This window comes from Rhodococcus sp. WB1 (assembly GCF_001700945.1).
GTDB lineage: Bacteria > Actinomycetota > Actinomycetes > Mycobacteriales > Mycobacteriaceae > Rhodococcus > Rhodococcus aetherivorans.
On record NZ_CP015530.1, the window covers coordinates 75,517 to 93,210 of the forward strand.

Here is a 17,694-nt window from a genome sequence, read left to right on the forward strand (position 1 = left end):
CGGAACTCGGTATCGATGACCCGCACCGACTACGGAGCCGTCCTGCTCGACCAGAAGAACGGCTCCTACTTCCAAGTCAACGAGATCGGCGCCGACATGATCACTGCGCTGCTCGACACGAACGATCCCGACCGTGCCGTCCGAGCACTGCACGATCGCTACGACGCGCCGCTGGACGACCTTCGCACGGACCTGCTTTCCTATCTGCAGCAGCTGGCCCAGAGCGGACTGATCGACGATGACCTTCGATAAGGACCGCCCCGTCCTGTCCGACGTGGCCCTGCACCCCACCGAGACCGGGCTCGAACTCCCGTGGCGGTCCAAGGTCAAGGTCGGCGCCAGTGTGCTCGTCGCCAAGCAGCTGGCGCGACTGACCCCCTGGACACTGCACCGGGTCCTGACCTTCCTGGCGCGACGAGCGCGACCGGCGCGCTACGACGAAGCCGAACGCGCCGTCCTGGCAGTGGTACAGCACGACCCCACCTGTGCGGGCCGGTTCGGTTGCCTTCCCCGCTCGATCGCTGCGTGCCTGTTGCTGCGGACGGACGGCTCATGGCCGATCTGGTGCACAGGCATCCCCGCCGCTCCACCCTTCCGTGCCCATGCCTGGCTCGAAACCGAGGGACGTCTGGTCGCCGAGCTGGGCCAGCCCAGCTCGTATCGCACCCTCATGACCGTGCCACCCCCGGCCACCCCACCCAGCGATCTCGGCCAGGAGTCCTCGTGACGCTCACCCGCTACACCCAACTACTGTCCTACCTTGGCCGATGGCGCGGACGCCTGGTCGTGGCCACGGCGGTCACGCTGTTAGCGACGGTGCTCGGGCTGGCACAACCCCTGCTGGCGGGACACATCGTCGACAGCATCTCCACGTCCTCCCCGATCCTCGCTCCCTCCCTGCTGCTCGTCACGGTCTTTCTCCTGCAAAGCGCCACCGAGTCCGCGGGACGTTACCTGCTCGAACGCGTCGGGGAACAGCTCGTGCTCGCGCTTCGGGAGCGCTTTGCCCGCCAGGTGCTGGCGTTGCGGATCGAACACGTCCACGCCACCCGCGTCGGCGACCTGCTCTCTCAGGTCACCACAGACCTGGCGTTGCTGAGCCAGGTGCCGAAGAACCTGATCGAGGTCGCCACCGGCGGGTTGGCAGTCGGTGTCGCGGCAGCAGTGATGTGCTATCTCGACCCTCTGCTGTTCACGGTCGCACTCGTGATCACCACGATCGCCTTCGGTGGGGCCAGCCTGGCGTTGTCCCGAATCCAGCAGGCCGCCGCCGACAAACAGTCCGCCGTGGGGTCGCTGGCCGCCAACCTCGAACGCTGCATCTCGGCAATCCGCACGATCCGCATCTTCGGCGCCGAACGCCGGGAAGAAGCGGCCATCGTCGTCGCCGCCCACACCGCGTACGACGCCGGTATCCGGTCGGCGGCGCTGACCGCGCTGGCCACCCCCGTCATCCGCCTGTCCACATCGGGATCGTTCCTGCTGATCCTGCTGATCGGCAGCATCCGCGTGGCCAACGGATCCCTCGAACTGGGCACCTTGGTGACCCTGTTCCTGTTCACCATGTACGCGCTGTTTCCCCTGTCGAACGTGTTCCAGGGAGTGATCTCGCTGCGGATCGCCCTAGGCTCGTTCGATCGCGTCCATACGACGCTCTCGCTCGCCACCGAAGACCAACCCGTGCCGCCCGCCGCATCCGCTGCTGCACCACCGCCACCGCGGCCGCTTACCCCTGTTCTCGAATTCGACCACGTCTCCTTCGCCTACAGCGATCGCCGAATCCTTGACGAGGTGTCCTTCACCCTCGACCACCGCACCACCTTGGCCATCGTCGGCGCTTCCGGCGCAGGGAAGACCACCATCCTCTCCCTGATCGGCAAGTTCTACCCGCCGGCAACCGGATCGATCCGCCTCAACGGATGCGAGTACTCCGCGCTGAGCCCCGCGGACGTCCGATCGGCGCTGACAATCGTCGAACAGGACGCTCCCGTCCTGCACGGCACCATCAAAGACAACCTGCTTCTCGCTCGCCCGGACGCCACCGACGACGAACTGTGGTCAGCACTCGAAGCAACGAACCTGTCTCTGCTCGTCTCCCGACTTCCCGGCGGGCTCGACGCTCCGGTCGGCGACCGCGGCAGCACCTTGTCCGGCGGAGAACGCCAACGACTGGCCCTGGCCCGGGCTATCCTGTCCGGCCGTCCCCTCGCACTCCTCGACGAACCGACATCCAACCTCGACATCCGAAACGAAAAGCTGCTCCTCGAGGCGCTGGACGAGCTCCGGGAGCACACCAGCGTGATCATCGTCGCCCACCGGCTTGCCACCGTACGCAGCGCCGACATGATCATCGTCCTCGCGGACGGAAAAATCGCCGCCTGCGGACAACACACCGATCTGATGAGCACCTCCCCGCATTACCAATCCCTGGTCGAAAGCGGCCTCGGTGGGTCGCAACCTCACCTACCAGACCCCCGACCACTGGCTGAGATCGACGGCACCACCGAAATGCACCGGTAAGCGGGGCAACGAGGGCAGAAAAAGTCCGTGGCACCATCTCCGAGATCGGACACCCCCTTCCTGCAGCGGGGTTGCCGCACTGTCGCCGATCCCTCGTGCTCGCTTCGGCCGGGTCGATCGCTGCCCCGACCGTCACCCGGCATGTCCTGACCCGCCCGCGCTGGTGCTCGATGCCCCGGGTGCGATGGCCGCGGCCGGGGTGATCGGGGTGTGCACGCTCGGGTGGGTGGCCGTGCAGATCGTGGTACTCGACATCACCGCTCCGCGAGCCCAGCTCGCCCTGACGTCGGCCGGGGCGGTGCTCCTGGTCACCGCGGCCGGTCCGGCGGTTGCCCGCCGGCGATGAGGCCGGGGAGGGTTCTGTGGGGATGGACCGGTTCAGGTGACGGGGATCGGGGGTGCCCAGCGAGCGCCGCGCACCGTCTCGCGCCGGTCGGGGTCGGCGATGAGGGTGGGCAGCAACAAGCCCCACATCTCGTCGATCCGCCGGGGCAGGTCGGGGCGGTCGGTGAGCAGCCCGGACAGCTGTTGAATGCCGGTGAACGCCCCGATCACGAACCGGGCCACCGCATCCAGATCCAGACCAGCGTGTAGATCACCGTCGTCGGCGGCGCGGTCGACCAGGGTGCGGCAGGCAGTGATCCAGTCCCGGTACGGGTGGACGGGGGTGCGATCGGCGAGTTCGGTGGACAGGCGCAGTCCCGCCCGCACCAGCACGCTCGTCTGCAGTTGCTCGCCGAGGGCGTGGCTGAGCATGACGATCTGCTCGAGCGCCGCGGCGTCGGTGGCGGTGACCCGCCGGACGAGGGCGATGCTGCGGTGGTGCTGTTCGTCGATGATCGCCGCGACCAGATCGTCCTTGGAGCGGAAGTGGTAGTACAGCGCGCCCTTGTTCGAGCAGGCCGCGGTGACGATCTCGCCCGTGCTGACCCCGTGATACCCGGCGGCCGCGAACAACTCGGCCGCGACGGTGACGAAGTGGAACCGGGTCACCTTGCCCCGGTGCTGTGTGGCCACCCCATCCCTCCTTGCCCGTACTCGCCTGTGTGGCCGTTCCCTCCGGATCCCCCTCCGGTTCCGGGTAGCGGCCCCCACGGCCGACCGCCCGGACAGCCTACGGCCACCGAGGAAGCGCACCGCACCCTACGCCGTCTCCGCCGAGACCCTTGAGCGCCCGGTCCGTCCACCCCCAACGCACGGACCGGGACGGCGTCGGCGCCGAGGTCGGTGCCGACCGGCTTCCGCTGGGAACAGGGACACACGCCGGTATCGGCCCTGGAGCACGCTTCCGTCACCGAACCAGGCCGGCTGGGTCGGCGTAGCAGGCCGGTCACACGTCGCCCGGGCGCCGTGCTGACCGCGGTGTTCGTCGCCGGGCACGCGCGCCGCGGGCGCTCGACGTCGACTGCGGAAGGCGGACGCGCGAGCACGCCACCTCGCACTGTCGGCGGGTGAGCACGCGGTTCGGCGTCTGATCCGGCCCGCCGGGAGGTCAGCGGGCAGGGTTACTCGAGGTAGGCGCCGGTGGCCGGGGTCCACACGATCGCCCCGCCGGTGAAGGTCTGCCGCAGCCCGTCGACCCCGTACGGCTGCTGCGCCGACGTCGGCAACCCCAACGGCCCGGCCGGCCCACCCAGTGAGGTGTACAGATCCTTGATGTCGTCGCACACCGGGTACGGCGACGGCCAGTACGACTGGCAGCCCGCCGCCACCGAGGTCGCGGGCTGCGCCCCGGCCACCCCGGTACCGCCGACCAGGCACAACAGTGCCACCCCGGCCCCGGCCACGCCCGCGCCGAGCCGCCGCACCACCGCACCGGACACCCTCGTCACACCCGCACCCATCACGCACTCCTTCCCGGAAGCAGGGCACACCCCTGCGCACCGAACCGCCGCCGCGGGAGCGGACAGCCCCTCGTATGTAGCACCGAAATGCCGGGATTGACCGACTTTCTAAGAAAATACCGGACGAATGGTTTCCGTGATGAAAGTGTTACTCGGTGCGGTTGTGATTCTTGGGAAATCGTTTACGTTCCCAGGCAGCGATGGCGCCACCGCTGACCCTGTCCCTGCGAAAGACGGTAGATCCCAATGCAATCGCTCCATCGCCGTGCCCCGCGCACGCCCCGCCGCCGATGGGCCGCCCGCTGTGTGCTCGCCGGCACGACCGCCCTGCTGGTCGCCACCGGTAGTACCACTGCCCTGGCCCAACCCGCCACTCCCGCCGCCCCGGCCACCACGACGCCCTCGGCCCCGGCGAGCGTCCCGGACCCCGCACCGGCCGACACACCCGAGGCCGCCGCGGATCCGTGCGCGGTCCCCACCACCACACCCGCACCCACGACCACCACGGCACCGCCCACCACCACTACGACGCCGGGCTCGCCGTGCGAGACCACGCCACCGGCCGCGCCCGACCCGGCCACCCCCACCCCGACTCCGGCCGCCGAGGCGTTGCCCGCGCAGGCCCCGGACACACCGCGCCCGGACACCTCCCGCACCGACGCGGCCCCTGCACCCGCACCGGCCCCTGCCCCGGCGCAGGCGCCGCCGGCGGAGACGGTGCCGCCGCTGCCGGCCGAACTGCGCCCGGCCCCACCAGCCGCCGACCAGCCCGTGCCGCCGGACGATCCGGCCCTGTCGTCCAAGACCGCCGAACCGGACCCGGACTGGCACCCCACCGAGAACCCCAAATCCACGCTGGTGCCCGGGCAGATGCGCTCGGACCGCGAAGAGGTCCCGGCGCCGTTCACCAAGGAAGACGCCGACAAGGCCGAGATCGCCGAGGCACGCCTGAGGTCCTCCCGCAGCCTGACCGCTTCGAGCTGCCAGGTCTACTGGCCCTCGTGGTTCGAGGTGTGCGGCGCGATCCGGGACAAGTACAACGTCCTCGGCGGGCCGGCGAGTTTCCTGTCCTACCCCACCAGCGGGAACATCATCAACCCCGGAGGCACCGGCGAGCGGGTGACCTTCCTCAACGGCCCGATCTACTGGTCCGCCGCCACCGGCGCGCACCCGGTGGTCAACAGCTTCCTCAACCGCTGGGGCATCCACGGCTACGAAGCCGGCTGGCTCGGCTACCCCACCACCGACGAGATCGTCCACGCCGACGCCGTCGGCCGCCACCAGGAATTCCAGAACGGCGCCATCTACGTCGCCTTCCAGAACGCCGTCGGCTCCGCCATCCGCAACGGGCCCCTGCGCGACAAATGGAACAGCGTCGGCGCCGAAACCCCAGGCAGCCTGCTCGGCTACCCCATCCAGGACCAGATCCCACTCCCCGACGGACAGGGTCAGATGGACCGCTTCGAACGCGGCGTCATATACTGGCACCCGACCCATGGGGCACACCCGGTAACGGGGAGGATCCTGTCTTTGTGGTCGCTCGCAGGATATGAGCAAGGTGAATACGGGTACCCCACCAGTGACAACGATATTGTTGTGGGAGAACCTGGCTCGACCATTCAGCTGTACCAACGGGGGTCGATTTATCTTGGCTCGAATCACGCACTCCGAGCGATTTCGGAGCTTCAAGACCCATCCCAGGGGTTCAAGAGCTATGACACCGGAATACATCCGAACTACTGTGAGTTTCCTGACCCCGCAAACTCTCCTACCTGCCCGGTAGACAATAGCCAGTTCGGCACGGTTTCCGACCCTACCGGGGCTGCGGCTCAAGAGAACCTCCAGGTGGCATCTGCAACGTCTGCCTACTTCACCGAAGTAGGTGCTCCGACAGCCAAGGCGATGTTCGATCATTACTACGGTGCGACGGGGACCGACTACGCACTAGGAACTTCAGTTCTTGATTCGTGGTTCGTTGACGACCATCACAATTACCCGAATGACGCTACGGGGTCTCCGTCGGTGATCGCAGATTCCCAGAAGGCACTCGGTGTCGCTGGAGCTATCACAGAGGCAGACAACCGTGGTCAGGCAGTCAAGGTAATCTACGATTCACCGTGGATGCCTGCAGCTGGGTATCAGCAGGACCACGTCCAGTCTCTCGGGCATTACAGTGTTTCTCCGACGATCGCGGTGATCGCTCATCCTGGAGGACCGGGCAACCACCAGATTCAATGGCGACAGGAAGTGCATATGTACGACGTCTACGACTTCGCCAAACCTACTGGAGAGTACGGGAACATGGCCCAAGCCGCCGTCGAGAATGCTCGACAAGGGTATCTCTTGGGGCTTGCCCGGAACTTTCTCGTCTATGGTTCCGGATCGGTTCAGACCTGGTCCGGAGTGGCATAGTGGGTGACCGCGCTCCTGGTGTCGTCGGACGATGGCCGGCGACAGCAGGAGCGTTCACCGGACTGGTCATAGGGGTATTCGTCTACCAGCCATTGGCTTTCGGCGTTCGGAGAGCCTTCGACATCGCGGTCCCGGATCCGATGCCCCCTCTCCCCCTCTGGGAAGGGCTCTACAAAGGGAGCCCTGCATATTGGGCGAGCTGGGCACTATGTCTGGTGATCTGTGTCTTGCCAGGCATCGCTGGGATGTTCCGTTGGAGAACACGGCGGTTCGGGGTCGGATATGTCGTTGCAGTGATTGTTGCGGGTGTGCTAGGAGCCGCGACAGTTAGCTCCTTCTACATCGGAGGCGCACTCCTTCGTGATTAGAGACAGATCCACCTGTCGAGCCGGTGCGGCGGCCTTCCCGAGGGGATTGGTGACGCGGGAACTCCACCATTATGTCGAGAAACACGTGGCTGCTGTACTTGTTGTCACGTCGACCACGGGCGGCGCGGTTGTGCTGTACCGCAACTCCACCGGCACCAGCGACTCTGCCAGTCAGGAGGGAACTATCGTGTTTAGTTCGCAGGATCCCGATCCGAGCGACGAGCCTTTGATCGAGGGCGACTACGAGCCGCCGGTTGAGGACCCGTTCATCGAGGATGGCGAACCCGAAACATACGAGGAATTTGCACGGGACGCTGTGGCCGGACAAAACCCGAACGACATGCTGCCAGTGGCGGGCGGCGGAGCGATCACAGTCACTGAGCGTGAGAGCGAGCCTCCCCGGTAGATCACGGGGTGCGGTGCGGGCCCCCGGACGGTCAGTACTGGGTAGTAGGGCCGTTCCACGCAGCCACGGTTGCGTCCAGGCGAGTAGTTCCCGGTTCTACGTCCATCCCTTCCGCGAGGGCAACACCCGAACCCAGTTCGCGTTCTTCCGGCAGCTGTGCACCGAGGCCGGCTACACCCTGCACACCGACCGCTTCATCGCCGTCAAGAAAGCCGACCTCGCCCACAACCCTCTGCTCGGAGACCTCCGCGAGCAATTCGTCTGGGGGCGCTACGAGTACATGCAGACCGGCGGCACCCGCCTGATGCGCAAGGTGCTCGACATGGCGATCACCGACGCCACCGACCCCATCCCCATCGGCCCGATCATCGACCACGGCGTCGACCTACGCGCCATCGCCGCCGCGACCCTCGGCCACCGAGACTCTCACCAGGTACGAACCGGCGGCATCCCCGCGCCGAAGGCTGATGATCCGTGTGTCGATCTGTCCCGCCCCCACCACTCGAGCCGCGAACCCGACGTGTGAGGACAATGCCAGCGTTCTGCCGAAAGGCCGTGCTACCATCGAGTCATCATGATCAGCCCGTTGCTGCAAGGCGCGGGCTGATTTTCTTTTGTGCAGGGGATATTCATGGTCGAGTACACGAAGCCCTGGCTGTCCCTGGAACAACAGGTCGAGCGGCTGGCGAGCCAGGGCGTCGACGTGGGCGACCGTGACCGCGCGGCCGCGCTGCTCAAAGCCGTGGGCTACTACCGGCTCACCGGCTACCTCTACCCCTTCCGCAAGTCCGAACAGCACGTCGACGACGACGGCCGCACGTACACCCGTGTGCTCAGCGGCTACCGGCCGGGAACGAGGCTGGGGCATGCCGAGGCGATCATCGACTTCGACCGGCGGCTGCGCATGCTTGTCATGGACGGCGTCGAACGCCTCGAAGTCGCGGTGCGGATGCAGGTGGGGTACGTGCTCGGGCGCACCTCCGCCTTCGCGCACGAGGATCCCACCTGCTTCACGGAGGCGTTCACCGAGCCGGGGACCGACCCCGACAGCGGGGAGCTGATTCCCAGCTCGCACGCGAGGTGGCTCGAACGCGCCCGCGAGCGGCGAGCCCAGTCCGACGAGCAGTTCGTCGCGCACTTCCGGGAAAAGTACGACGACCGGATGCCGGTCTGGGCGCTGACCGAGCTGCTCGAGCTCGGCCAACTCTCCGTCCTCTACCGGGGGCTGCGCCAGCAGGACGCCGAAGAGATCGCGCTCGCCTTCGGGGTGCCGACCAAGAAGCTCATGGTCAGTTGGCTCGCCAGCCTCAACTACGTGCGCAACGTCGCAGCCCACCACGCGCGCCTGTTCAACCGCAAACTCCAGCATGCGCCGGCGCGACCCAAAGCCGGACAAGTACCGCTCCTCGACCACCTTCGGGACCAGCAGACAGCCAAAGGTGTCTTCGGCACATACAACGCGCTGGCCGTGATCGCCTACCTTCTCCCCTCGATCGAAGCCGAGACGGACTGGTACCGGCGACTGCCCGAGCTACTGCAGGCGTTCCCGACCTCGCACGCCTTGTCGATCGCGTCCCTCGGCGTCCCACAGCACTGGGAGTCACTCGACCTCTGGCGTCGATGACCGGTCAGTCTGTCGACACCACGCCCCGAAACTCATCGAGCGTCACGCTCTTCACACGACCCTGACCGCTCGTGCGCCCGGTTCGCGGTTTCACGCCGCGACATGGTGGCGCACGGTATCTCGAACGTCGAGGCGCCTGGACTCGGTCCACAGAACGGTCAGAGGCGAGAGAGTGCGCACCTCGTGCCCGAGCTCGTCATCGATGAGCACGACCCGTCGGATTGTGTCGAGGTCACCGGTGCACAGAAGTTGCCCCCAACGCCCTGCGTGCTCGAACATGCGCTTGTCGCGGGGCCTGCTCACGTGTCCCGTTCAGGCTCCGGCGAACCCGGTCGGTGTTCACCGGCAGGGGCTCACGCTCGATCTTGTCCAAGACCGTCGTGGGCATGAGCTCGTGCCGGATGACTTTCCTCGCTACGACGGACATCTCAACTCCCCGGCGATGGCCGCGCAGAAGAAGCCGCAAGTCCAGTCGGGCCTGCGGTTCGAGGTCGAAGAGCCGGCTCGCCGTCGCCGAGCACTACTCACCGGCCCGTCATGACCCGACCGCTGCCGGCATGGCCGGTGACGCCGCGCCGACCGCAGCCTCGGCGGTGATCACCGACGTGGTTTCGACCGGGGCGAGAGGAACACTCGATGTCGCAAGGTCCGTCTTTGCCTGTTCGAGGACCTTCTTCGCCTCTCCTGTGCCGACGCCGAGAACCGACGCGAGTTCGGTGGCTGACGCGCCCTCGGCGAATGCGACGATCGCTCGCGCGTAGTCGAGCAGCAAGGCTTCTTCGTGTTCCTGCTCGTCGCGTGTCAGGCCGGCCTCGGTCGACTCGGCGTCGGTGCGGGCGGCGGCGATTTTCGCGGCGAACTCGGCGCGGATCTTCTCGATCCGTTTGTCGCGTGCCTTCTCCAACTGCGCAATCTTGCGTTGTGCGGCCGCAGCTCGCGCATCGACGATCGCGTCGATCTTCGCCAGTTGGGCGGCCGCCTCGTTGATCGGCGCTGCGAGTGTCTCCAGTTCGGCTTGGCGGGCGAGCACACGCTCCTTTTCCCGACGCAGGTTCTCGCGCACGTTCGGGGTGGTGTGCGGGCGCAGGGAGCGGCGCGCTGCCGCCTTCGAAGACGTGGCCATGGCCCGGGAGTGTATCGGCTCACCGCGGCCGCACACGGCTTCACACCCCGGACGCCGTGTTGCCGTATCGGATCACAGTTCTGATTCCCCTTCCCGCCGAACCGCTCTCCCTGATACCTCACGCCGGCACCCCTCGTCACGTGCCCAGAACCGTCGAGGTTCTGGGCACGTTCGTAGCTGACCTGTGGTCAGCCCCAAAACTTCTACACACCTCATGCACTGAAGTGCCGACGTGGCATGATCAACTTCCGTGATGACCGTCCACAAGCTCAATGCCGGGGACGGTTATGTCTATCTCACCAAGCACGTGGCGGCCGGCGACGCCACCGAGTCGCGCAAGGCCGATGCGGTCGACTACTACGTCGCCAAGGGCACCCCGCCCGGCATCTGGTGCGGCAAGTTGGCCGAGAAGGTCGGTGTCGAGATCGGTACCGAAGTCACCGAATCGTCCATGCGCTCGGTGTTTGGAGCCGCTCGTACTCCGACCGCTTTCGATACCCGTCCGGGCAAGGATGCCTCGCTCGCAGATCGCCTCGACTGGTCCGAGCGCACGGCTCTCGGTCGGGCGTTTTCGTGGTTTCAGCGCAGCCAGGAGTACGTCAACGACGTCGAGGAACTGTGCACGGCGTACAAGGCGCAGCACGGCGAGTACCCGGATGCGGAGGCCAAGAAGGCGATCCAGTTCGCCACCGCCCGCAAGCACCTGCAGCGTGCGAACGGTGAGCGTGCCGGCCTGCTTGGCGACGACGACATCTGGGCGTTCGTCGTCGAGCAGTACGGCAAGGCCCGCTCCCCCGTCGCCGGCTACGACCTGGTGTTCACTCCCGCCAAGTCCGTCTCCCTGTTGTGGGGACTCGGGGACGAACGCGTCAAGGCGGCGGTCGAGGCGGCGCACGCCCAGGCGGTGACCGAGACGTTGGAGTGGCTCGAGAACGAGGTGATCTTCACCCGCCGCGGTGCCGGCGGCGTGCGCAAGATCAAGGCCGAGGGTCTGCTGGTGGCCCGGTTCGATCACTACGACAACCGGGCGGCGGATCCGAACCTGCACACCCACTGCGCGGTGCTGAATCGGGTGCTGGCCGAGGGCAAGTGGACCACGATCGACGGGTCGATTCTGTACAAGGCGAACGTCGCCGCCTCGGAGAAGTACAACACCCGGGTGGCGGATCTGGTGGCCCGCACGCTCGGGGTCACCTTCGCCCCCCGCCCCGATACCCCGGTCGGCAAACGCCCGGTTCACGAGGTCGACGGCATCCCGCTGACGCTCATCGAGGAGTTCTCGCGCCGCTCCGCGATCGAGGCACGGCAAGAGGAGCTGGCGCGTGAGTACAAGGCCAAGTACGGCAAGAATCCGCCGAAGAAGGTGCAGTACGCCCACGCGCAACAGGCCACTTTGGACACCCGCAATGCCAAGAATCCGCCGCGGTCGCTGTCGGAGTTGCGGGCCGAATGGCGCGAGCGGGCCGAGGCGATTCTCGCCGGTGGTGATCCCGGTGAGTTGGTGTCGGCGGTGCGCGACGAGCGTGATCGCCGCCCGGTGTTCACCCCGGATCAGGTGCCCACGGTGGTGGAGCAGGCGGTCGAGACGCTCTCGCGCAAGGTGGGCACCTGGACGGTGTTCTCCCTGTCCGCGCAGCTCGATCGGGAGCTGCGCGAGTTCGGTTTCGCCCACGACGAGGAGCTGCGGGCGATGTACGACAACGCCCTCGAACTCGCCTTGCGGGACTACTGCCTGCCGACCTTCACCGAGGAATATCGCGGACCGGAGCGGATCACCGAACGCATCGAACGCGGCCTTCGGCGCAGCCAGCTCGTGGACCGGGCCGAGATGCGCTACACCGCCCAGGCGGTCCTCGACGCCGAGGACTTCATGCGCCGGCAGGCCGAGAGCGGCGATGAGCGCACCGTCTCCGACTTCGTGATCCGCCGCCAGATCCGCCGCGCCGAGCGCAAGGCCGGCCACAGTCTCGGGGGCGACCAGATCGCGATGATCGAGCACTTCCTCACCGCGCAGAAACGCGTCGCGGTGGCGGTCGGGGCGGCCGGTGCCGGCAAGACCACCGCCGCCTCGGTGATTGCCCGCGCCTGGGAAGCCGCGCACGGAAAAGTCGTTGCGCTGGGTCCGTCCGCCCGTGCCGCCGACGTGCTCGGAGAAGAGATTTCGGTGCAGGGCCGCACCATCGCCGACGTGCTCACCCGCCACCGGGCCGGTATCGCGACCGGCATCGAGCAGGGCAGCTTGCTGCTCGTGGACGAGGCGGGCATGGCCTCGGCCCGTGATCTGGCGGACCTGACGCGCATCGCCACCGAAGCCGGTGCGGTGGTGCGACTGCTGGGTGATCCGCAGCAGCTCGCCTCCGTCGAAGCCGGCGGCGTGTTGCGTGATCTCGCCGATCTGACCGGTGCCCCGTTCCTGGAGAAGGTGCACCGGTTCGCCACCGACGGCGAGGCCGACGCGAGCCTGCTGTTGCGCAGCGGCAACGCCGAGGCCCTCGACTGGTACGCCGAGAACGACCGCATCCGCGAGGGCATGGCGCACGAGCTGACCGGCATGGTCTTCGACGCCTACGTCGCCGACGTCGAGGCCGGTCATGTCACGGTGATGGTCGCCCCGACCAACGATCTGGTGCGTCAGCTCAACGAAAAGGCCGCCGCCTACTACCGCGCAAGCGGCACCGTCACCGGCCCCGGCGTCCTCCTCGCCGACGGTCTCGAAGCCGCCGTCGGGGACGTGGTGGTCACCCGCAAGAACAACTCCAAGTACGTCGTGACCGACTCCGACGGCACAAAGGCGGGCCGGGTGAAGAACGGCGACCTGTGGACCGTGACGGGGATCGGCACCGACGGATCGCTGCGACTGCGCCACACCATCAGCGGCGGCCAGGTCACCTTCGCCGCCGACTACCTCACCGAGAACATCCAACTCGGGTACGCGACGACCGTGCACCGCTGTCAGGGCATGACCGTCGGCCACTGCCACGTCCTCGCCGCAGCGACCATGGATCGGCAATCGCTGTACGTTGCAATGACTCGCGGCAAACTCGCCAACATCGTCTACGCCGCCCACGACGAGCTCCCCGACTGGGACGTCGAACACGCCCAGGACACCCATCCCGGCGCGATCGGACTGCTGGCGAAGATCCTGGGTCGGGACGGCTCGCAGCGCACCGCCCACCAGATGATCGAACAGGCCCAGCGCCAGGCCGCCTCGTGGTCGCAGCTCACCGAGGTCTACGAGCTGGCGGTAAGCGCGCTGTACGAGGACTACACCGAACAGCTCCTCGGACGGATCCTCACCGAGCGGCAGTTCGGCTGGGTGCACGACCTCGGCGGCTGGGACACCATCGTCAAATTCGTCGCCCAGGCCGAAACCTTCGGGTGGGACACGGAGACTCTGCTGCGCGAGGCCGTCGAGACGATGCGCGAGCACGGCAAGGCTGGACGCCTCGACGACGGCGAGAACGCCCCCGGCCGTGTCCTGGCCGCGGCGCTCGAGGACCGCATCTCCCCCACCGACCGGCCGGGGTTGCCGCGCATCCGCAGGGATGATCTGGCGCGGTACAAGGTGCCGGCCCTGACGGATGCGGCAGCGTCGATGGATCCGATCCTTACCGCCTACGCCCGCGCCCAGCAGCAGCAGATGCACGCCTTCATCGACTCCTACCTCACGGCCGCGATCGAGCGCAGCGCCCCGTGGCTCGCCGCCGTCGGCACCCCCGGCGACGATCCGAGGCGGACCCGGCTGTGGCACACCACCGTGCGCGACATCGCGGTCTCTCGGGTCGTCGTCGGGGCACCCGACGACCAGCACGACCCGCTGGCCTACCTGCGCGGTGCTCGCCGCGAGAAGGCCGAAGCAGCGATCGCCCGGTTGACTACCCCGCCGTCGCAGCGGAAGGGGTCGGCGACGCCGGACTCGCCGTATGCCCGCTACACCGACGCCGAACTCGCCGCAGCTCGCCGATCCAGCGTCCAACGTCTCGGCGAGGATCGGCGGTTGCTGGCCCTGGCCCAGCAGGAGCTCGCCCGCGTCAGCGGCACCGACTCGGCCGTCTCGGCGGTCGATGGGCGTGTCGCCGAGGTCGAGCGTCAGGACCGGCAGATCCAGGCGGTGCGAGCGTCCCGTGCTGCCCTCGACCGGCTGCGCACCGATCCGGCCGCGACCGCAGAGCAGATCGCGGCAGCAACGTCGGCGGTGTCGGCGGCCGAACAGGCCGCACCCCCGGAGCGGGACTGGCCGATCATCGAACGCTCCGCCCAGTTCAACCGGGCCTCCGCCTCGCGCTACGACCGCGCCCACGTCCTCGACGACCAGGCGATCGGCCGGGTACGTGACCGCATCACCCGACTGGGCAACGGACTGCGCACCGAGGAGAGCATCCTCGGCCAGATCGACGCCGAGATCACCCGCCGCGACCGCGAGGGAACCCCGCCCGAGGCCCGCCGGAGCGGCCCCGAGCAGGCCCCGCCGCCGTCGGCGAACCCGCCTCCCGAGCTGGACCCGACACAGCCCGAGTCCGGCCCCGAGGCGCAGATGTGACACCGACCGACGAGCACCGCGAGACGAAGACAGCGAGGACCCCGCCGATGGCTGACACCGACCGCACCCGCCGCCTCCGCCTGGACAGCCCCCGCCCGTCCGGAAACGCTGCCGCACACATCGACCCGCGAACGGACTCACGCGGTGCACGGCAACAACAGCCACGACCCTGGCCGGCACCAATCCAGGCCAGACAGGATGTGGTTGATGTCGCCGCGTTCATCCGCAAGGTCGACACCGAACGCAGCCAGGGCCGGCCCGCTCCCCGGCCCCAGCCGGTCCAGACCATTCTCGGTGCCTTCCGCGACTCACCGGCGGTCCAGACCACCGTGCAGATTCTCGCCGCCGCCGCGACAGCACGGCACTTCGGCGGTGAGAAATCGGCCGCTGCCCGCAAGTGGGAAAAGCTCGCGCAGGACAACGGGGCCCGTCTTGAGGCGATGCGGGCCGCGCAGTACCACCAGGAACAATCCCGGTGCCTCCAGGCCCAGATGCCGCCGGAGGAGATGGACCGCCAGCTTCGCGCCCGTGTCGACGCCGACCGGGAAACCGACAGGCGGGCCTTCGACGCAGCCGGTGCGCTGGCTCTGAGCTACGTCGCGGTCCAGAGCCTGCCCTCGTTCGACAAGCTCGCCGACCTGTCCCGCGAACACCTCACCACCGACAAGCCAACCGCGGTCTCCCACGACGTTGCTGCCAGCATCGAGGGACAGACCCCTGAAGCACAGACCGAAAGCGGCACTGAGGAAGCCACAGCGGATACCGGAATCGACCTCGACAAGTCCCCGGTCTCCGGGGACACCACCTACGCGACCGAGCGGGACCTTCAGGCAGGCACCGCAGCCGAGAGCGGGCTGGATGCGGATGCCTCCGACCAGCTCGAACAGGTCGCCCAGCCCGCCCAGAAGACCAGTCCTGAACTGGGCAAGATTGGGTCCGTACTCCAGGCAGCCGGCCGAGGCATCACCTCCACGATCGGCCCGGTCAACGGCGACGACGAGGTAGCTCCACCGCTCTCCCCCGTCGACATGCACCAGCTCAACCAAGAGCTGCTGTCGGCCCTCGGTGCCGCGATGAGTGGCCACCCCCGGTCGGTGGCCGAAATGCTCAACAGCGAACGCCGACCCGACCCCACCAGCGAGGCCGCATTCGTCCCCGAGATGGGGATCGAACACGGCCAGGATAGGGCAGTCGGGTACTGACCACACCCGACGTTCGCGGCCACATCTCGCCCTGTCGGCCTCGTGGCACGCCAGGGGCTGGGAATGCGCCCGGATGTCCCTGCGACGTACTAGCTGCTGCAGACGGTGCGCCGCGTGTTCGAGCCGGCCAGTGGACGGGTGCCCCTACGAGCGGGACACAGAGGAACCAGCCTGATACAATTTCGTATAACACCAGTTGAGGAGGTGGTTTCCGTGTCAGTTGCCTTCGAACCGGAGATCGAACGCCGACTGCGGGCGGTACCCGCACGCAACGAACTCGCGAAAATCCTCAAACTCCGCGCCGTCCACGACGCCGTCGAGGCCGGATGGACGCAGCGGCGCATCGCCGACGAGATCGGCGTCGAACAACCCGAGGTAAGCCGTCTGGCCAAAACCGCACGGCTCACCCCGCAGGTGTGCGAGCGCAGCCCCCGGGAGGTGCTCCTCGAACACGCCGTGGGGATGATCGACCACGCGGCGATGCTGCGCGAACTCGAGAACTGGGACTACACGTTCGGGACAACCGATCCCACCGGGGAGGTCTACCTGCCGGGCACCTGGGACCAGATCGAACGCGCCGGTGACCTGCTCTCCGACGAGGACTACCGGCATCTTCTGAAAGTCACCGCCGCCCGGCGAGAAGCCGCGGGAGGCGCATAGTGGCGGATCTGCGGGCAGCGACAGCAGCAGTCCTCGAGCGCATGTGCTCAGGCGGTGGCACCCTCGACCGCAACGGCGCCACCGCCTCCCACCGGCTCTACGCGAACGATCCGCACCGGCGCCGCACCGTGGACCGGATCATCGACAGCTACCTCGCCGAACAGCACAATGTCGTCCGCGACGGGCAGTTCTGCGCCCTCGCCACCGCCGGGGTGCCGGGTGCCGGGTGCCGGCAAGTCCACCAGCATCAAACGCCACGGCCTCGCCGGGCAGGGCTGGCGCGTCCTCGACGCCGACCGGGTCAAGGACTACCTGATCCGGGAGGCCCTCGACACCGGCATCTACCGCAGCATCCTCGAGATGACCCTGCCCGACGGCGGCACCGTCCTGCCCCGCGAACTCGCCACCCTCGTGCACACCGAATCGACGAAGATCCTCGACGCCCTGCAGGAGGTGTGTATGCGGCGCGGGGAGAACATCGTCATCGAAGGCACCTTCAGCTGGCCCGGACTCGGCGAACGCCTGCTGCGGCAACTCGGCGCCGCAGGCTACGAACGGTTCACCATCATCGACGTCGAAGTCCCCCGCGAACGCGCCCAGGAGCAAGCCCTGCAACGCTGGTGGGACGGTCGGCAACACTCCGCCGACGGCCTCGGTGGCCGGTTCACCCCCGCCGCGGTCATCGCCGCCCTGTACCCGGACGACGACGGCGGCACCATCTGCGCAGCCAACGCCCGCACCGCCTTCGACCACCCCCTCACCGCCGAAATCCACTCGGTCGAACTGCTCGTCGACGACTACACCAGCGGCGAACTGATCCAACGGGTCGCCACCCGCTGCGACGGCGTCCTCAACTACGAGTCCGCGACCGAGCACTCCGACACATAGCGTCCGGACGCTCCCGCCAAGTTCGCAGTAGACCACGCCGCTGCACGCCCTGCTCGTATCTCGGACTTGGCGCTCGATACTGCCGCGACAGTCACCGGCACCGGCAC

The 17,694-nt window shown here is 67.7% G+C and carries 15 protein-coding genes; 12 read left to right on the forward strand and 3 right to left on the reverse strand.

Going from position 1 to position 17,694, the window contains the following annotated elements; all coding sequences use genetic code 11:
* Positions 1-15 precede the first annotated feature (15 nt).
* From A4U64_RS26870 to A4U64_RS26885, 4 genes are all read left to right on the forward strand, one after another.
* On the forward strand, positions 16-252 hold the full coding sequence (locus A4U64_RS26870; RefSeq protein WP_043800241.1) for a PqqD family peptide modification chaperone: 237 nt from the start codon (positions 16-18) through the stop codon (positions 250-252).
* Complete coding sequence (locus A4U64_RS26875; protein WP_051446098.1) at positions 239-727, forward strand: lasso peptide biosynthesis B2 protein; 489 nt, start codon at positions 239-241, stop codon at positions 725-727. The genes A4U64_RS26870 and A4U64_RS26875 overlap by 14 nt, the downstream gene beginning before the upstream one ends.
* On the forward strand, positions 724-2,520 hold the full coding sequence (locus A4U64_RS28380; RefSeq protein ID WP_065923639.1) for an ABC transporter ATP-binding protein: 1,797 nt from the start codon (positions 724-726) through the stop codon (positions 2,518-2,520). The genes A4U64_RS26875 and A4U64_RS28380 overlap by 4 nt, the downstream gene beginning before the upstream one ends.
* Before the next feature lie 163 nt (positions 2,521-2,683).
* Positions 2,684-2,866, forward strand: a complete 183-nt coding sequence (locus A4U64_RS26885; RefSeq protein ID WP_198163466.1) for a hypothetical protein — start codon at positions 2,684-2,686, stop codon at positions 2,864-2,866.
* Between the two features lie 32 nt (positions 2,867-2,898).
* On the opposite strand, the gene A4U64_RS26890 is transcribed toward A4U64_RS26885, so the two are convergent.
* Positions 2,899-3,537, reverse strand: coding sequence for a ScbR family autoregulator-binding transcription factor (locus tag A4U64_RS26890; RefSeq protein ID WP_065923640.1), 639 nt, complete (start codon positions 3,535-3,537; stop codon positions 2,899-2,901).
* Between the two features lie 488 nt (positions 3,538-4,025).
* Positions 4,026-4,364 (reverse strand): LGFP repeat-containing protein, encoded by a 339-nt coding sequence (locus tag A4U64_RS26895; protein ID WP_232334228.1) that lies wholly within the window; start codon positions 4,362-4,364, stop codon positions 4,026-4,028.
* 717 nt (positions 4,365-5,081) lie between these two features.
* On the opposite strand from A4U64_RS26895, the gene A4U64_RS26900 reads away from it, so the two are divergent.
* The 4 genes from A4U64_RS26900 (at position 5,082) to A4U64_RS26915 (ending at position 9,174) form a co-directional block, all read left to right on the forward strand.
* Positions 5,082-6,776, forward strand: a complete 1,695-nt coding sequence (locus A4U64_RS26900) for an LGFP repeat-containing protein (RefSeq protein ID WP_232334229.1) — start codon at positions 5,082-5,084, stop codon at positions 6,774-6,776.
* Positions 6,777-7,193: 417 nt separating this feature from the next.
* A complete protein-coding gene (locus tag A4U64_RS26905) occupies positions 7,194-7,550 on the forward strand; it encodes a hypothetical protein (RefSeq protein ID WP_043800239.1) in 357 nt (118 codons plus the stop codon).
* Entirely contained in the window at positions 7,528-8,076 is a 549-nt protein-coding gene (locus A4U64_RS28980) for a hypothetical protein (protein WP_232334230.1), read from the forward strand. Before A4U64_RS26905 ends, A4U64_RS28980 begins: the two co-directional genes overlap by 23 nt.
* Positions 8,077-8,181: 105 nt before the next feature.
* Positions 8,182-9,174, forward strand: a complete 993-nt coding sequence (locus A4U64_RS26915; protein WP_065923643.1) for an Abi family protein — start codon at positions 8,182-8,184, stop codon at positions 9,172-9,174.
* A 535-nt stretch (positions 9,175-9,709) separates the two neighbouring features.
* On the opposite strand, the gene A4U64_RS26925 is transcribed toward A4U64_RS26915, so the two are convergent.
* Positions 9,710-10,237 carry a hypothetical protein gene (locus tag A4U64_RS26925; protein WP_157127632.1) on the reverse strand — a complete coding sequence of 176 codons (528 nt, stop codon included), beginning with the start codon at positions 10,235-10,237 and terminating at the stop codon, positions 9,710-9,712.
* Positions 10,238-10,550: 313 nt separating this feature from the next.
* Between A4U64_RS26925 and mobF the strand changes: the two genes are divergently transcribed.
* From mobF to A4U64_RS26950, 4 genes are all read left to right on the forward strand, one after another.
* Positions 10,551-14,837: a MobF family relaxase gene (gene mobF / locus A4U64_RS26930; RefSeq protein WP_065923645.1), complete on the forward strand. Its 4,287-nt coding sequence runs from the start codon at positions 10,551-10,553 to the stop codon at positions 14,835-14,837.
* Positions 14,838-14,884: 47 nt separating this feature from the next.
* Positions 14,885-16,039: a hypothetical protein gene (locus A4U64_RS26935; RefSeq protein WP_065923646.1), complete on the forward strand. Its 1,155-nt coding sequence runs from the start codon at positions 14,885-14,887 to the stop codon at positions 16,037-16,039.
* 213 nt (positions 16,040-16,252) lie between these two features.
* Positions 16,253-16,699 carry a hypothetical protein gene (locus tag A4U64_RS26940; RefSeq protein ID WP_232334231.1) on the forward strand — a complete coding sequence of 149 codons (447 nt, stop codon included), beginning with the start codon at positions 16,253-16,255 and terminating at the stop codon, positions 16,697-16,699.
* Positions 16,700-16,918: 219 nt separating this feature from the next.
* Positions 16,919-17,587, forward strand: coding sequence for a zeta toxin family protein (locus A4U64_RS26950; RefSeq protein WP_065923648.1), 669 nt, complete (start codon positions 16,919-16,921; stop codon positions 17,585-17,587).
* Positions 17,588-17,694 lie beyond the last annotated feature (107 nt).